15 protein-coding genes are annotated in these 16,051 nt (G+C 69.0%); 6 read left to right on the top strand and 9 right to left on the bottom strand.

What is annotated here, in order from left to right; all coding sequences use genetic code 11:
- Positions 1–10: 10 nt before the first annotated feature.
- Positions 11–2,278, bottom strand: a complete 2,268-nt coding sequence (locus tag NTM_RS13615; protein ID WP_232079702.1) for a putative bifunctional diguanylate cyclase/phosphodiesterase — start codon at positions 2,276–2,278, stop codon at positions 11–13.
- A gap of 137 nt (positions 2,279–2,415) precedes the next feature.
- Complete coding sequence (locus NTM_RS13610) at positions 2,416–2,880, bottom strand: SRPBCC family protein (protein WP_104864009.1); 465 nt, start codon at positions 2,878–2,880, stop codon at positions 2,416–2,418.
- Between the two features lie 88 nt (positions 2,881–2,968).
- Between NTM_RS13610 and NTM_RS13605 the strand changes: the two genes are divergently transcribed.
- From NTM_RS13605 to NTM_RS13595, 3 genes are read left to right on the top strand one after another with little or no spacing between them, the layout of a single operon-like run.
- A complete protein-coding gene (locus NTM_RS13605) occupies positions 2,969–3,745 on the top strand; it encodes an SDR family NAD(P)-dependent oxidoreductase (protein ID WP_163766597.1) in 777 nt (258 codons plus the stop codon).
- Positions 3,742–4,557: an SDR family NAD(P)-dependent oxidoreductase gene (locus tag NTM_RS13600; RefSeq protein WP_104864011.1), complete on the top strand. Its 816-nt coding sequence runs from the start codon at positions 3,742–3,744 to the stop codon at positions 4,555–4,557. The genes NTM_RS13605 and NTM_RS13600 overlap by 4 nt, the downstream gene beginning before the upstream one ends.
- 9 nt (positions 4,558–4,566) lie before the next feature.
- Entirely contained in the window at positions 4,567–5,757 is a 1,191-nt protein-coding gene (locus NTM_RS13595; RefSeq protein WP_163766596.1) for an AI-2E family transporter, read from the top strand.
- Here the strand turns inward: NTM_RS13595 and NTM_RS13590 are convergent.
- Together NTM_RS13590 and NTM_RS13585 are read right to left on the bottom strand one after the other, a co-directional pair.
- Entirely contained in the window at positions 5,738–6,565 is an 828-nt protein-coding gene (locus NTM_RS13590; RefSeq protein WP_163766595.1) for a dienelactone hydrolase family protein, read from the bottom strand. The genes NTM_RS13595 and NTM_RS13590 overlap by 20 nt on opposite strands.
- Before the next feature lie 13 nt (positions 6,566–6,578).
- Complete coding sequence (locus NTM_RS13585; RefSeq protein WP_435405091.1) at positions 6,579–7,271, bottom strand: DUF4245 domain-containing protein; 693 nt, start codon at positions 7,269–7,271, stop codon at positions 6,579–6,581.
- A 55-nt stretch (positions 7,272–7,326) separates the two neighbouring features.
- On the opposite strand from NTM_RS13585, the gene glpX reads away from it, so the two are divergent.
- From glpX to NTM_RS13570, 3 genes are all read left to right on the top strand, one after another.
- Positions 7,327–8,385: a class II fructose-bisphosphatase gene (glpX, locus tag NTM_RS13580; RefSeq protein WP_104864014.1), complete on the top strand. Its 1,059-nt coding sequence runs from the start codon at positions 7,327–7,329 to the stop codon at positions 8,383–8,385.
- Positions 8,386–8,417: 32 nt separating this feature from the next.
- On the top strand, positions 8,418–9,827 hold the full coding sequence (locus tag NTM_RS13575; protein WP_163766594.1) for a class II fumarate hydratase: 1,410 nt from the start codon (positions 8,418–8,420) through the stop codon (positions 9,825–9,827).
- Between the two features lie 206 nt (positions 9,828–10,033).
- Entirely contained in the window at positions 10,034–10,246 is a 213-nt protein-coding gene (locus NTM_RS13570; protein WP_104864016.1) for a hypothetical protein, read from the top strand.
- Positions 10,247–10,250: 4 nt separating this feature from the next.
- On the opposite strand, the gene NTM_RS13565 is transcribed toward NTM_RS13570, so the two are convergent.
- The 5 genes from NTM_RS13565 to NTM_RS13545 all read right to left on the bottom strand — a co-directional run bounded on the left by NTM_RS13565 (position 10,251) and on the right by NTM_RS13545 (position 16,036).
- Positions 10,251–10,937, bottom strand: coding sequence for a polysaccharide deacetylase family protein (locus NTM_RS13565; protein WP_104864017.1), 687 nt, complete (start codon positions 10,935–10,937; stop codon positions 10,251–10,253).
- A 1-nt stretch (position 10,938) separates the two neighbouring features.
- Positions 10,939–12,282, bottom strand: a complete 1,344-nt coding sequence (gene phoH2 / locus NTM_RS13560) for an RNA 5'-3' helicase PhoH2 (RefSeq protein WP_163766593.1) — start codon at positions 12,280–12,282, stop codon at positions 10,939–10,941.
- Positions 12,283–12,454: 172 nt separating this feature from the next.
- On the bottom strand, positions 12,455–13,282 hold the full coding sequence (locus NTM_RS13555; RefSeq protein WP_163766592.1) for an acyl-ACP desaturase: 828 nt from the start codon (positions 13,280–13,282) through the stop codon (positions 12,455–12,457).
- 64 nt (positions 13,283–13,346) lie between these two features.
- Positions 13,347–14,810 (bottom strand): glycine hydroxymethyltransferase, encoded by a 1,464-nt coding sequence (locus NTM_RS13550; protein WP_163766591.1) that lies wholly within the window; start codon positions 14,808–14,810, stop codon positions 13,347–13,349.
- A 17-nt stretch (positions 14,811–14,827) separates the two neighbouring features.
- Positions 14,828–16,036: a DUF885 domain-containing protein gene (locus tag NTM_RS13545; RefSeq protein ID WP_163766590.1), complete on the bottom strand. Its 1,209-nt coding sequence runs from the start codon at positions 16,034–16,036 to the stop codon at positions 14,828–14,830.
- Positions 16,037–16,051 lie beyond the last annotated feature (15 nt).

The following is a 16,051-nucleotide window of genomic DNA, read 5'->3' as shown; positions in this document are numbered from 1 at the left end:
CGGCTCCGCTTCAGAGGTGCTCGGCGGGCAGACCGACCAGCTCCGGGACGGCGGCCGCCTCGATCGGCCTGCCGAAGAAGTAACCCTGGGCGACATCGCAGTTGGCGTCCCGAAGCCACGCGACGGTGGCCGCGTCCTCGACTCCCTCGGCCACCACGACGCTGCCCAGGTCGTGGGTGAGGTCGATGACGGCACGGACCACTGCCGCGGTGCGCGGGTCACTCGTCACCGTCGAGATGAAATGGCGGTCCAGCTTGATCTCGTCGACCCGCAGTTCGCGCAGATAGGACAGCGCCGAGAAGCCGCTGCCGAAATCGTCGATGGCCACCCGGATGCCGAAGCCGCGCAACTGGGCGAGCACCCCGGTCACCACGTCGAAGTCGTGCAGGACGAGATCCTCGGTGATCTCCAAGGTCAGCAGTTCCGCAGGCAGACCCCGACGCCCCAGCGCCTGGCCCAGAGCAGTCGGCAGTCCGGCGTCCCGCAGGATCGGGGCGAACAGGTTGACCGCCACCGGCATCGGTACCCCGCCGGAGATCCACCGTGCCGCATCACCGAAAACCTTGTCGAGCACCGTGTCGGTGACCGGGCGCATCAGTCCGTGCTGACGGACCAGAGGCAGGAAGGCATCCGGGCCCAGCAACCCCAGCCTGGGGTGCAGCCACCGCAGCAGCGCCTCGACCCCGACGATCTGCCCGGAACGCAGGTCCACCTTGGGTTGGTACACCATGCGGAATTCGTCGTCGTCGAGGGCGCGGCGCAACTCCCCCAGCAACCGGATCTTGGCCGCGCCGTCGGGCCAGTTCTGCACCGAAACGCTTTGGGGTGCAACGATATCCGGCTCGGCAGACTCGCAGGAGGCATCGAAGACGTGCACCCGCGAGGACCGGGACCGCTTAGCCGTCCGCATCGCGGTCTCGGTGCGGCCGACCAACGTGTGCGGCGCGATCTGCGCCTCCCGCGTCGCGGCCGCCGCGACCCCGACGCTGGGGCGCAACAGGATCTGTTCCCCGTGCACCAGGAAGGGTTCGTCGAACGCGTCGACGACGTGTTCGGCGATCAGCTGCGAATCGTCGTGCTCGCCTTCGAGCAGCAGCGCGAATTCGTCGCCCCGCATCCGGGCGACCGTGTCACCGGCGCGCGCGCAGCCGGCGATCCGTTGCCCGACCTTGACCAGCAGCCCGTCCGCTTCGAGATGGCCGACGCTGTCGTTGACCAGCTTGAAGTCGTCGAGGTCGAGGAACACCACCGCGACCCGGTGTCCGTGGCGGGAGCTCAGCATCAACGCGTGCGCCAGCCGGTCGTAGAACAACGTCTGGTTCGCCAGTCCGGTCAGCGGGTCGCGGAAAGCCTGCTCGGCGGCGGCCCGCAACAGCTGCCGGTTCTCCCATGCCGCGACCATCTGCCGCAGACACACCGCGACGACGATGACAGGGACGAGGTAGCGCAACAGACCCGTCATGACCATCAGCGGCCCGATCGTCCCCGCCAACAGCAGCGGTACGTACGGCGCCCACAGCGCGGTGTTCGACGGCACCAGCACGCTCGGCAACCGCGGAGGCGAATCTCCGCGGCTGAGCACCGACGCGACGCAGATCGCGACGAGCGCCCCGGCCCAGCCCAGATCGATGAAGCTGCCCGTCTGATAGCTGCCCGCCGCGACGGCATAGGCAAACGCGCTGTCGGTAACGGTCATCAGGGCGAACCCGAGCACCAACAGCGCAGGCACCGCACGGTGGGTCGCGTCGACACGGGCCAGCACCGCGACGGCCACCGCGAGGATCACGATGTCGGCGACGGGATAGAAGACCGCGAGCCCGAGCGCGAACGTGTCGTCGCGATATGTGTCGAACACCTGATGCAGCGCGAAGATCCATGCCAACAGGAATGAGCACAACGCGACGGTGAGGCCGTCCAGCGCGATCCGCAACGTGGCCTGGCGCCGGGACCACACGTCGAACTGCGCCAGGCCCAGCACCGCCGGGATCGCGAGGACGCAGAAGGCCAGATAGAAGACGTCCGCCGGGGACGGATACGGATCGATGTGCAGTACGTGTTCGCAAATCAGCCAGATCAGGTCCGCGAGCGCCCAGGCACCGATCGCGGCCCCCATGGTGGCCCACGCGCGGCGCTGCCGACCCTCCGCGGATTTTGCCGCCATCACCGCACACGCCGCGGTGAAACTGGACAGGGCCACGATGAGGAGGTCGTCTACCAGATGCAGCCACCCTCGGCCCTGGCCGACAGCCAGCGCCACCGCCAGTACGCCCGTGAGCACGAACGGCACCACCACAAGGCCCCCCGGAACCCGGGGTCGTCCATCGTTCACGGCGCTCCCATGCCCGCTGACACCGCTGACAATCCGACGCTAACCCAGATCGATTGCGCTCAGGCGCCGTTTGCTGATTGACCGGCTCAGTGCGCTTCGGCGACTGCCTTGATCGCCGCGAGCGTGGCCGGGATCCCGTCGCGGGCAGCGTCGCTGCGTTTGGTGATCTCCGCCTGCGCGGTATCGCCGAAACGTTCACGGAAACCCTCGATGCCCTTGGGCAGAAACTCCCAATGCTCAGTCAGCAATGTGCCGTCACCGTCGGCTTCGAGCGTGTAACCCCAGCGCACCCACCCGTCGTTGACCTCCCACGCAAACTGGCGACCGGGCTCTGCGGCGACGACTCGGCAGCGGGTCTCCCAGGTGCGCTCCGGTGTTTCGTTGCGTCCGGTGAAAACGGCCCCGACGTGCGGCCCCGCACCCTCGTCCCACCAGCAGGACTTGCACACCGGGCTCCACTCCCCTGTCCGGGTCACATCGGACACGAGGGCGTAAAGCTGCTCGGGCGGAACGGCCACGGAAATCGACTCGGATCGCTTCAACTCGGTCATGGTGCCGAGTCTGCCCCCGACTATTGCGCTTTCACCCGCCGGGTGTGACCTTAGAACACGTTCTATTCGCAGTCGAAGGGCCAACTGGATGAGCAACAGTAACGACCGGACGGCGGTCATCGTCGGCGGAGCCTCGGGCATCGGCTGGGCGAGCGCCCAGGCGCTGGCCCGGCAGGGCTGCCTCGTCACGATCGCCGACCTGAACGCCGACGGCGCTCGGGAACGCGCGGCCGAGCTGGGCCCGGGCCACTCCGCCGCCGCCGTCGACGTCACCGACGAAGACTCGGTGCAACGGCTCTTCGACGGGATCGGCGCGCTCGACATCGCGGTCAACTGCGCTGGATTCAGCAACGTCGGGCTGATCACCGAGATGCCCGCCGCCGACTTCCGCGCCGTCATCGACGTGTGCCTCAACGGTGCGTTCATCATCACCAAACACGCCGGCAGGCAGCTGCGCGCCGGCGGCTCGCTGGTGCACATCAGCTCGCTCAACGGCCGCCAGCCCGCCGCGGGGATGAGCGCATACTGCGCGGCCAAGGCCGGCCTGTCGATGCTCACCCAGGTCGCCGCGCTGGAGATGGGGCCGCGCGGCATCAGGGTCAACGCCGTGGCGCCCGGCTTCGTACACACCCCGCTGACCGCCGCGGCGGCCGCGGTACCCGGTGTGGTCGAGGACTACGTGGACAACACCGCGCTCGGCCGCGCCGGCAGCCCGGAGGACATCGCCGAGGCCGTCGTCTACCTGTGCTCGCCCGGGTCGTCGTGGCTGACCGGTGAGGTGCTCGACATCAACGGCGGCGCCCATCTGAAGCGCTATCCGGACGTGATGGGCCACGTGATGCGGTTGATGGAGCCCTCCGCGTGAACTTCGCGGGCAAGCAGGCGGTCGTCACCGGTGGCGGGTCGGGCATCGGCGCGGCGCTGTGCCGCGCCCTCGACGATGCGGGTGCGCACGTGGTCTGCACCGACATCGACGAACTCGCCGCGAACCGGGTGGTGGCCACGCTCAGTCCGCGGGCCCGCGCGGCGCGGTTGGACGTCACCGACGGCGCAGCCGTGCAGCAGGCGGTCGACGACGTCGTCGCGCGCACCGGGCGGCTGGACCTGATGTTCAACAACGCCGGGATCGTCTGGGGCGGTGAGACCGAACTGCTCACCCTCGACCAGTGGAACGCGATCATCGACATCAACATCCGCGGCGTCGTGCACGGCGTCGCGGCCGCATATCCGCAGATGCTGCGGCAGGGCCACGGTCACATCGTCAACACCGCGTCGATGGCCGGCCTCGCCGCCGCGGGGCACCTGACGAGTTACGTGGCCACCAAGCACGCGGTGGTGGGGCTGTCGATGGCGCTGCGGTCGGAGGCCGTCCCGCGCGGGGTCGGTGTGCTGGCCGTGTGCCCGGCCGCCGTCGAGACCCCGATCCTCGACAAGGGTGCGGTCGGGTCGTTCGCCGGGCGCGACTTCTTCCTCCGCAACCAGGGCGGCCGGGCCTACGACCCGGACCGGCTCGCCGCCGACGTGTTGCGCGCGATCGAACGCAACAAGGCGATCGTGGTCAAACCCGCTGTGGCGCATGCGCAATGGGTGCTGTCACGGATGGCGCCGGTGATGCTGAACCGGCTGGCGATGAAGTTCTTGTCGACACAGAGTCCTCCACGGGTCAACACCGGATAGTGTGCGCCCATGAGGGACGACTTCACCGTCACGCAGAAGCGTGCGCTGGCGGTGCTGACGGTGCTCGCCCTCGCCTTCGCCGCGTACTTCCTGCGTGGCTACCTGCTGTTGATCGCGGTGGCCGCCGTGCTGGCCTACCTGTTCCGGCCGCTGTACCGACGGCTGCGCGGCCGGCTCAACGTGGGCCTGTCCGCGACCATCACGCTGCTGGCCGCGATCGCGACGGTGGCGCTGCCACTGTCCGGTGTGGTGTTCCTGGCCTTCCTGCAGATCAGCCAGATGGTCACCGGAATCGGCCACTGGGTCGAGGAGACCGACTTCACCGCGCTGGCGCATCGGCTGCTGAACTCGGCCAACGAACTGCTGGCCCGGGTCCCGTTCGTCGACTTCACGCTGACGCCCGAGTCGGTGCGCGACGCGATGACGACGGTCGGCCAGAAGGGCGGGGAACTCGCGCTGAGCTTCGCGCGGGAGTCGGCGGGCAGCATCGTCTCGACGGTGACCGGCCTGATCATCTTCCTCTACGTGTTCCTGGCGCTGCTGACCAACGGCCCCAAGGTCGTCGAGTTGTTCCGCGACCTGAACCCGCTCGGCGAGGAGGTCGCCGACATCTACCTGGCCAAGGTCGGCGCGATGGTCAAGGCCACCGTCCAGGGGCAGTTCATCATCGCGGTCTGCCAGGGCGTCGCTGGGGCGGCCTCGCTCTACATCGCCGGCCTGCACGACGGCTTCTTCATGTTCGTGATCTTCCTGACCGTGCTGTCGTTCATCCCGCTGGGCGGCGGGATCGTCACCATTCCGGCGGGCATCGTCATGGTGGTGTTCGGCAACACGGTGGGCGGCATCTTCGTGGTGCTGTTCCATCTGCTCGTGGTGACGAACATCGACAATGTGCTGCGGCCGTTCCTGGTCCCCCGCAGCGCGCATCTGCAGCCGGCGCTGATGCTGCTCGCGGTCTTCGCCGGGCTGCAGATGTTCGGGTTCTGGGGCATCGTGCTGGGACCGGTGCTGATGATCGTGATCGTGACGACGATCAGCGTCTACCGGGTGGTGTACCGGGACGCGCCGATGGAGTCGATCACCGGTACCGGCGGGGAACCCGAGGACGACGCCGCCGCCCGGGAGGTCCCGTGGTGGCGCCGGATCCTGCCCGGACGTCCGAAGCAGTCCTCCGACGCCGCTAAACCAGCCGCTCGGTGAGGAACTCGACGACCCGCTTGCGCGCCTCGTAGGCCGGGTGCCCCGCGAACTCGCGGACCTCCAGCGTCAGCACCGAGTGCGCGCTGCGCCCGAAACCGTGCTCATTGCCCTTCGCGGAGTCGATCTCGATGACCTCGAACGCGTCGCCGAGACGCTTCTTCAGCGTCGCGAACCGCGCGCGCGGCGCCAACGGGTCCTCGCTGAACCGCAGTCCCAGCGCACACAGCCCCTCTTCGGCCGCGCGCCGCTCGACGATCTGCAGTTCGGCCTCCGAGAGCCCGGGGTCGGCGCGATGCCTGGCGGTGATCCCGAGCGGGAGCGACGGCTGGCTGAGCACCGGGGCGAGAACGCTGTCGTCGACGGCGGCGGCCAGCGCGAATCCGCCACTCCAGCATTCGCCGATCACACCGACACCCTTACCGGGCGTGCGTTCGTTGAGGTCGCGGGCCAACGCCCGCAGATAGTGGGCGACCGGCCGGTCGGCGTTGGTCGCGAACGCGGCGAATTCCTTTGCCACACAGCCGCGGATCATCACCGGCACCGCACCCGGACGTACGCTCGGCTTCCCCGGGGTGCCGTACAGCGACGGCGACGCGACGGTGAATCCGTTGTCCACCAGGTGGTTACCGAGCGCGAGCACACCGGGGTGCAGCCCGGGCATCTCCGGGATCAGCACCACGCCGGGCCCCGCGCCCTTGCGGTAGACGTCGTAGGTGTATCCGGCGGCGCTGAACGGCTCCGCGGTCCATCCGGTCAGGTCTGCCTCCGGAGCCGCCCCGGCGGGGACATCCGATCTGCGCCCGCTCATGGCGTCTCCTGCGTCAGGTCACCGTCAACGGCGGCTGCGATTGCGTCGCCGCAGCCAGCGTACGGTACTCGTCGGTACTCCCGGCCCCGGTCACGGCAAGTTGAGCGGGCCCGGTCGGGCCGGGCACCTCGGCCGTCCACACCGGCTCGTTGAGCTTGCCGTCGCGCTCGCCGCCCTCGTAGACCACCCATCGCACGCCGTCGACGTCCTGCACTCCGGTGGGCACAAGCTCCGGGCTGAACGACGCGACCAGCTTGTCCTCGTCGGCGTTGGACTGGGTGATGCTCATGTACATGCCGCTGGGCGTCAGGTATCCGACGACGGCGCCGACAGCGCGCGCCGGTTGTCCGGTCACCGGATCCCGGCGGCCGTCTTCGATGCCCTTGCGACTGCCGGAATTGGCCTGCCATCCCTCGGGCAGCCGCGGAACCCGGATCGGGATCTTCAGGGTGTTCGCATCCGCCTGCAGCCCGGCCGGCGCGTCGTACTGCGGGGCCGGACCGACACCGGGCCCCTGCGGGGCGAACGAGCACATGCCCAGCATTCCGGCGAGCACCACGCACGCGACGACCAGCGGACCGACCGACCAGAACATGTCGCGGCCGTCCTGCAGAAGGCGGGCTTTGGCGGGTTTCGCGACCGGGACGGTGTAGGTCGTGTCCTGATCGCCGGCACCCGGCTGGCCCGGCTCGGGCGGCATCGTCATGCCAGCCAGTATCCCAGCTCCCGATTGTGATCCCGCTAATGGGAGAATCACGCGCATGACGACTCCTGATGCTCATCGCGCAAGCGGCTCATCGTCACGCCGCGAAGCACCCGACCGCAACCTTGCCCTCGAGCTCGTCCGCGTGACGGAGGCCGGCGCGATGGCCGCGGGCCGCTGGGTCGGGCGCGGCGACAAGGAGGGCGGCGACGGCGCGGCCGTCGACGCGATGCGTCAGCTGGTCAACTCCGTGTCGATGCGCGGTGTGGTGGTCATCGGCGAGGGCGAGAAGGACAACGCCCCGATGCTCTACAACGGCGAGGAGGTCGGCAACGGCGACGGCCCCGACTGCGACTTCGCCGTAGACCCGGTCGACGGCACCACCCTGATGAGCAAGGGCATGCCCAACGCGATCTCGGTGCTGGCCGTCGCCGAGCGCGGCGCGATGTTCGACCCGTCGGCCGTCTTCTACATGAACAAGATCGCCGGCGGTCCCGATGTCGCCGACTTCATCGACATCACCTCGCCGATCGCGGCCAACATCCAGCGCATCGCGAAGGTCCGCAAGGCCTCGGTCTCCGATGTGACGGTGTGCATCCTGGACCGGCCGCGCCACGCCAAGCTGATGGACGAGGTGCGCTCGGCGGGCGCGCGGATCCGGCTGATCTCCGACGGCGATGTCGCAGGCGCGATCTCGGCCTGCCGGCCCGAGTCCGGCACCGACCTGCTCGTCGGCATCGGCGGCACCCCCGAGGGCATCATCGCCGCGGCCGCCATCCGCTGCATGGGCGGCGAGATCCAGGCGATCCTGGCGCCGACCGACGACGACGAGCGCCAGCGCGCCATCGACCGCGGCTACGACCTGGAGCGCGTGCTGACCACCAAGGACCTCGTCGCCGGCGAGAACGTCTTCTTCTGTGCCACCGGTGTCACCGACGGCGACCTGCTCAAGGGTGTCCGCTACTTCGGCGGTGGCTGCACCACGCAGTCCATCGTGATGCGGTCCAAGTCCGGCACCGTCCGGATGATCGAGGGCTACCACCGCCTGACCAAGCTCAACGAGTACTCCGCGGTCAACTTCACCGGCGACAACACCGCCGCCTATCCCCTGCCGTAACCCGATTCCCAACCAGACGAACAGGAAGCCAGATGGCCGACAAAGATGTCGAATACCGCATCGAGCACGACACCATGGGCGAGGTGCGGGTCCCCAAGGACGCGTTGTGGCGTGCCCAGACCCAGCGCGCGGTGGAGAACTTCCCGATCTCCTTCCGGCCGTTGGAGCGCACCCAGATCCGTGCGCTCGGCCTGCTCAAGGGCGCGTGCGCACAGGTGAACAAGGACCTCGGCCTGCTGGCTCCGGAGAAGGCCGACGCGATCATCGCCGCCGCGGCCGAGATCGCCGACGGTAAGCACGACGACCAGTTCCCGATCGACGTCTTCCAGACCGGCTCGGGCACCAGCTCGAACATGAACGCCAACGAGGTCATCGCCTCGATCGCGGCAGCCAACGGCGTGACGGTGCATCCGAACGACGACGTGAACATGTCGCAGAGCTCCAACGACACGTTCCCGACCGCGACCCACATCGCGGCGACCGAAGCCGCGGTGCGCCACCTGATCCCGGCGCTGGAGGTGCTGCACGAGTCGCTGGCCGCCAAGGCGCGCCAGTGGCGGACCACGGTGAAGTCGGGCCGCACCCACCTGATGGACGCGGTGCCGGTGACCCTGGGCCAGGAGTTCGGCGGCTACGCCCGCCAGATCGAGGCCGGCATCGAGCGAGTCAAGGCGACCCTGCCCCGCCTCGGTGAGCTCGCGATCGGCGGCACCGCGGTCGGTACCGGTCTGAACGCCCCCGACGGCTTCGGCCCCAAGGTGGTCGAGGTGCTCGTCGACCAGACCGGCATCGCCGAATTGCGGCCGGCGCTGGACAATTTCGAGGCCCAAGCCGCCCGCGACGGTCTGGTCGAGGCGTCCGGTGCGCTGAAGACGATCGCCGCGTCGCTGACCAAGATCGCCAACGACATCCGCTGGATGGGCTCGGGCCCGCTGACCGGCCTGGGCGAGCTGCAGCTGCCCGACCTGCAGCCGGGCAGCTCGATCATGCCGGGCAAGGTCAACCCGGTCATCCCCGAGGCGGTCACCCAGGTCGCCGCGCAGGTGATCGGCAACGACGCGGCCGTCACCGTCGGCGGACTGTCCGGAGCGTTCGAGCTCAACGTCTACATCCCGATGATGGCGCGCAACGTGCTGGAGTCGTTCACACTGCTGGCCAACGTGTCGAAGCTGTTCGCCGCCAAGTGCATCGACGGGCTGGTCGCCAACGAGGACCGGCTGCGCGAGCTCGCGGAGTCCTCACCGTCGATCGTGACGCCGCTGAACTCGGCGATCGGCTACGAGGAGGCGGCCAAGGTCGCCAAGCAGGCGCTGGCGGAGAAGAAGACGATCCGGCAGACCGTCATCGACCGTGGCCTGATCGGCGACAAGCTGTCCGAGGAAGAGCTCGACAAGCGCCTCGACGTGCTGGCGATGGCGAAGGTCAAGCCGGGCGACAACTGACGAGCGCTTGCGCGAGGAAGCGACTAGCACTGACGAGCGCTTGCGCGAGGAAGCGACTAGCACTGACGAGCGCTTGGGCGAGGAAGCGACTAGCACACAGCCCGCAATTCGTACCCGGGAGATCCGCCAAACGCCTGACGAATCGTCAAGACGGGCACAAGATTAGAGAAAGCCTCTAATTCCCAGGTACGAAAACAGGAGTCGCGGTGACCGCCACCCTCGAACCCTCGTCGTCTGCCGCCCTGGTCACGACGGCCACCAGCCAGCCCGCTTTGAAGACCGGTTTCGTCATGCTCGGACTGGCGTCTCTGGTGGACCTGTCGCGAGCCAAGCGCGGCTGGGGCGCCGACCGCATGCTGGCGGTGTCCGGGGCGGCAGCCGCCGGCTGGTTCCTGGTGGAGGGCCGACGGCACCGCTAGCCGGTCACGCCCGCTCGCGGCTTCCATAGAGGACGCCCGCCGGCAGCGGGCCCAGCATCTGCGACACGGTGACCAGGTGGTAGCCGTCGGCGCGCAGCCGCGGTATCAACTCGGCCATCAGATCGACGGTCGCGTGCACGGTGTCGTGGAGCAGCACCACCGCGTTCGGCCGGATCTGCGCGAGCAGGGCCGCGCGGGTCGCGGCGGCGTCGTCGGCCCAGTCGCGCGGGTTGACGTCCCAGTTGACGACGGCCATCCCCTGCCGGCCGGCTTCGGCGAGCACCTCGTCGTCGATGGCGCCGAAGCCGGTGCGGGCCAGCGCCGGTCGCTGCCCCGTCACGGCCGCGATCACGTCCGCCGTCCGGCGGAACTCGTCGGCGACCGCGTGGGGCGGCAGTGTCGTCATGTCGGGGTGCGACCAGGTGTGGTTGCCGAGCTCCATACCCGCGTCGGCGATCCGCCGGGTCGCCCCCGGATCGGCAGCCGCCTTCTCCCCGATCAGGAAGAACGTCGCCTGCGCGCCGTGGGCACGCAGGATGTCCAGCAGCCGGTCGGTGTCCGGGCCGGGGCCGTCGTCGAAGGTCAGCGCGACACACTTCATCCGGGCGCAGTCGACCGGGTCGGCGTGCGCGGGCGCCGCGGCGACCCATGCCGTCATCAGGGCCGCCGCGAACGCGCACCACGTCCTCATGTCAGGGCAGCGCGCCGGGGCTGATCTCCTCCAGCATCTCGGTGACCAGCGCGGCGATCGGCGACCGTTCACTGCGCAGCAGCGTGATGTGGGCGAACAGCGGGTGGCCCTTGAGCTTCTCGATCACCGCCGCGACACCGTCGTGCCTGCCGACCCGCAGGTTGTCGCGCTGCGCCACATCGTGGGTCAGTACCACCCGGGAGCCGGCGCCGAGCCGCGACAACACGGTGAGCAGCACATTGCGTTCCAGTGATTGCGCCTCGTCGACGATCACGAACGAATCGTGCAGCGACCGGCCCCGGATATGGGTCAGCGGAAGCACTTCCAGCATCCCGCGGGAGAGCACCTCCTCCAGCACGGCCGGGCTGGCGAGTCCTTCGAGGGTGTCGAAGACGGCCTGCGCCCACGGCCCCATCTTCTCGCTCTCGCTACCCGGCAGGTAGCCGAGGTCCTGGCCGCCGACGGCGTAGAGCGGGCGGAACACCACGACCTTGCGCTGGGTGCGCCGCTCCAGCACCGCCTCCAGGCCCGCACACAGCGCCAGCGCGGACTTGCCGGTGCCCGCCTTGCCGCCGAGCGACACGATGCCGACCGACTCGTCGAGCAGCAGATCGAGTGCGACGCGTTGTTCGGCGGACCTTCCCCGGAGGCCGAACACTTCGCGGTCACCACGGACCAACTGCACCTTCTTATCCGGGTTGACCCGGCCGAGAGCGTGAGAGTTGCTGCCCAGCAACCGAACTCCGGTGTGGCACGGAAGGTCGCGGGCACTCTCGAGGTCGACCTCGCCGTCGGCGAACAGCTGGTCGATGTCCTCGCCCGCGACCTCGAGCTCGGCCATCCCGGTCCATCCCGAGGTCACCACGTCCTGGGCGCGGTACTCGTCGGCGAGCAGGCCGACCGCACCGGCCTTGACCCGCAGCGGGATGTCCTTGCTGACCAGCGTCACGTTCTTACCCTCGGCGGCCAGGTTGGCGGCGACGGTCAGGATGCGCGCGTCGTTGCTGTCGTTGCGGAAGCCTGCGGGCAGCACCGTCGGGTCGCTGTGGTTCAGCTCCACATGCAACGTACCGCCTTGTGTCCCAACGGGAATCGGCTCATCGAGACGTCCGTGTTCGAGGCGCAGATCGTCGAACAGGCGCAACGACTGCCGCGCGAACCACCCGAGTTCGTGGTGGTGGCGCTTGGCCTCCAGTTCGCTGATGACGACCAGCGGGACGACCACCTCGTGTTCGGCGAAACGGGTGATGGCCCAGGGGTCGGACAGCAATACCGAAGTGTCGAGCACGTAGGTCCGGGTGATCGAATCAGTCACGTAGCGCTCCTCGAGGCTGCGCGTGTTCATGCGACCCCACACGAACTACTCGGTGGACACACGCGGTCTCAGGACCGGGGCCGGCCCTCCGTGAATCTGGACCGCCCGGATAGCAGAGCATGTCGCTAGCCATCGGAATCGACGCTACTCCCGCCCCGGCAATGCGGGCTTGCAGGCGCGCCGAGTGTGTGGATCGAGCGCGTTAAGAGCTGATGAACTGCTGGAGCTTCGGCTCCTCGGCGAGTCCCCACGCGGTGATGCGATCGGCGATCACCGAACTCAGCGCGGCACGGTCGAAGATGCCCGCCTCGGCCACCGCGGCGACCTTGTCCTGGTACGCGTCGATGTCACCGCCGACGACATCCAGGCCCGCGGCGCGCGCGGCGATCGCGTCGATCGTCTCGTCACGGCTGTAGTCCAGGCAGTGGCCGACCAGGTTGGCGAAGAACACCTCGTGGCGCTCCTCGTCCTTGGCGATGCGTCCGATCAGAGCCTTCAGGGTCGGCTCGGTGACCTGCGCCTCCAGGTTGCGGCAGAACACCGCGTGCGCGCGCTCCCAGAACGCCATGAACGCCAGCGTCTCGATCTGGCTGTAGCTGTCGGCGCGGTAGCCCTTCATCACGTGCTCGACACGCACGTCCTCGTTGGCGGCCGGGTCGATCTCGCGGGTCACCACGAGGTAGTTGCGCAGCGCGATCGCGTGCAGATGCTCCTCGGCGGTCCAGCGGCCCATCCAGCGGCCCCACTTGTCCTCGAGGATGAAGTGCTCGACGAGCTCGCGGTGGTAGCCGGCGAGGTTGTCCTTGGTGATCAACAGGATCTCGAGGGCGTCGGTGACGTGCTTGGGCAGCGTCACATCCGACGGCTCCCAGTCCCGCCCGCCGAGGAACGCGAAGTTCTCGCCCTGGTCGAACGGGACGTAGTCGTGGGCGAACCAGATCTCTTCGGAGTCGAGATGACGCCGAAGCTCCTGCAGCACCACGGGCTCGAGTTCGAGGGTCAGCGCATTAGCGACAGGTTTCTGTGCCATGCGGTTACAGTAACCCAATTCTGTGGGGATCGTAAAATTCCCCGCCGCGACACTCCGGGGGTGCTCAGAGAGTCAGACCGGGGTACAGCGGATTGGCGTCCAGCAGCTCGGATGCGGCCGCGTGCACGCGCTCGGCGACCCCGTCGGCGATCGTGTACTTGGCCTTCGACGGCCCGTTCGGGCCCGCGGCGGGTTGGGTGTTGCTGAGCACCTCGACGACCAGTTCCGCGACGCGGTCGAACTCGTCGGTGCCGAAGCCGCGGGTGGTCAGCGCCGGGGAGCCGAAGCGGATACCGCTGGTGTACCAGGCGCCGTTCGGGTCGGCCGGGATCGCGTTGCGGTTGGTGACGATGCCCGAGTCCAGCAGCGCCGACTCGGCCTGGCGGCCGGTCAGACCGAACGAGGTCACGTCGAGCAGCACCAGGTGGTTGTCGGTGCCGCCGGTGACCAGCCCGGCATCGCGCTTGACGAACCCGTCGGCCAGCGCCTGGGCGTTGTCGGCGACCGCCTGCGCGTACGTCCGGAACTCCGGCTGGCGCGCCTCGGCCAGCGCGACGGCCTTGGCGGCCATCACGTGCGACAGCGGACCGCCCAGCACCATCGGGCAGCCCTTGTCGACGGCGGGGGCGAATTCCTCGGTGGCCAGCACCAGACCGCCGCGCGGCCCGCGCAGCGACTTGTGCGTCGTCGTGGTGGTGACGTGGGCGTGCGGCACCGGGTCCTCGTCGCCGGTGAACACCTTGCCCGCGACCAGCCCGGCGAAGTGCGCCATGTCGACCATCAGCGTCGCGCCGACTTCGTCGGCGATCTCACGCATCTTGGCGAAGTTGATCCGGCGCGGGTAGGCCGAGTAGCCGGCCACCAGCACCAACGGCTTGAACTCGCGCGCGGCCGCGGCGACGGCGTCGTAGTCGATGAACCCCGTTTCCGGGTTGGTGCCGTACTGGCGCTGGTGGAACATCTTGCCGGAGATGTTGGGCCGGAAGCCGTGGGTCAGGTGGCCGCCGGTGTCCAGCGACATCCCGAGCAGCCGCTGGTTGCCGAGCTTGGCGCGCAGCTTCTCCCAGTCCGCCTCGGACAGGTCGTTGACGTGCTTGGCGCCCAGTTCGGCCAGGCCGGGGGCCTCGACCTTGGTGGCCAGGATGGCCCAGTACGCGACCAGGTTGGCGTCGATGCCCGAGTGCGGCTGGGCGTAGGCGTAGGGCGCCCCGAACAGCTCGCGGGCGTGTTCGGCGGCCAGCGCCTCGACGGTGTCGACGTTCTGGCACGCGGCGTAGAACCGGTGCCCGACGGTGCCCTCGGCGTACTTGTCGGAGAACCAGGTGCCCATGGTCAGCAGGACCGCCGGGGAGGCGTAGTTCTCGCTGGCGATCAGCTTCAGGGAATCCCGTTGGTCGGCAAGCTCTTTGCGGGTCGCGTCGGCGACTCGCGGCTCGACGGACTCGATCACCCGGAGGGCGGCCCGATAGGCCTCGCTCGCGGTGGCGGCGTACTCGGCGCCCTGACCTGAGGCGGACGTGGAAGTCATGGTGCTGAGCCTATCGGTCAGGCGGCCCGCAACGACGACGGGATCAGCGGCTCGTCGAGCAGCGTGCCGAACCGTTCGGTCAGCGTGACGCCGTCCGGCCGGGCGTCCAGCCAGCCGCGCAGCAGCCGGTACCCCTCCACATAGGTGCTCGTGTAGGCCCGCCACAGCGGCGAGGACAGGAACCGCAGCATCTGGCGGGCCCGCTCGTCGTTGACCAGTAGCCACTGCTTCAGGAACGCGACGACGTCGTCGACGTCGCGGTGTTCGTCGTGCAGCATCAGCGCGGCGTCCTGGCGGACGTCGGCCAGCGCGGCCGTCGCCTCCGAGATCGTCGCGGCGCGCTCGCCGTCGAACCGCAGCCCGAGGTCGGCGTAGATGTCGGCCGCCCAAGGGCCCCAATCCGGCCCGACCGCGGCGTAGAGCGCGAGATCGGCCAGCCCCTCGGCCATCAGGCACTGCGGGGTGTTGACCAGGAAGATCGTCTGCTCGGCCTGACCCTTGCCCTCGACCAGGCCGGCTTCTTTGCGGCAGTGCTCGGTGTGGTGGCCCGGATAGGACTCGTGGGCCACCAGCCGGGGCAGGTTCGACATCTGCTGTTTGAGGTCGGCGTTGACCGCGACCGTGGACTGGTAGTCGCCCTTGTAGTAGTTGAACCCCGACCACGGCTTGTCGGTCACGACCTCGTAGGTGATGGTCTCGCGGGCAGGCAGCGGGAAGGTCGCGCGGACCCGGTCGCGCAGCGCGCTGGAGAACGCGTGAATGGCCTCTTCGAGGCGCTCCGGCGGGATCTCCTCGGACGCGCGGTAGGCCTGGATCCGCTCGGCCAGCGGGCCGGTGCCGCCCAGGGCGTCGTCGAGCTTGACGTGCGCCTCCCGATAGCGGTCCGGGTCGCCCTTGCCGATGCGGACGTCGAAGTACGCCTCGACCTCGTCGACGAACCCGACCTCCTCACCGGCGAACTTGCGGCCCGCGCAGGCCAGCGCGCGCAGGTGCGCACCGACGAACGCGGCGCGCGGCTCCTCCAGCCCGGCGGGCAGTTCGGCGAGCAGCCGCTCGGCCTGACGGACCAGATCGGCGGGGTCGGGCTGGGGTTCGGAGGCGACGATCTGCCGCAGCGCCGGGTCGCCGGTGAACGAGTCGACATAGCCTTCCTCGATCCTGTCGAAGCGCAGGCCGAGCATCAGGTATTCGCGGATCAGCCGGCTCGAATCCCTACCTAGGTCCATGTCTGCATACGCTAA

It is taken from the genome of Mycolicibacterium parafortuitum, assembly GCF_010725485.1.
Taxonomy (GTDB): Bacteria; Actinomycetota; Actinomycetes; order Mycobacteriales; family Mycobacteriaceae; genus Mycobacterium.
The sequence above is the reverse complement of the archived record's forward strand: the minus strand, read 5'-3'. Positions and strand labels throughout refer to the sequence as shown.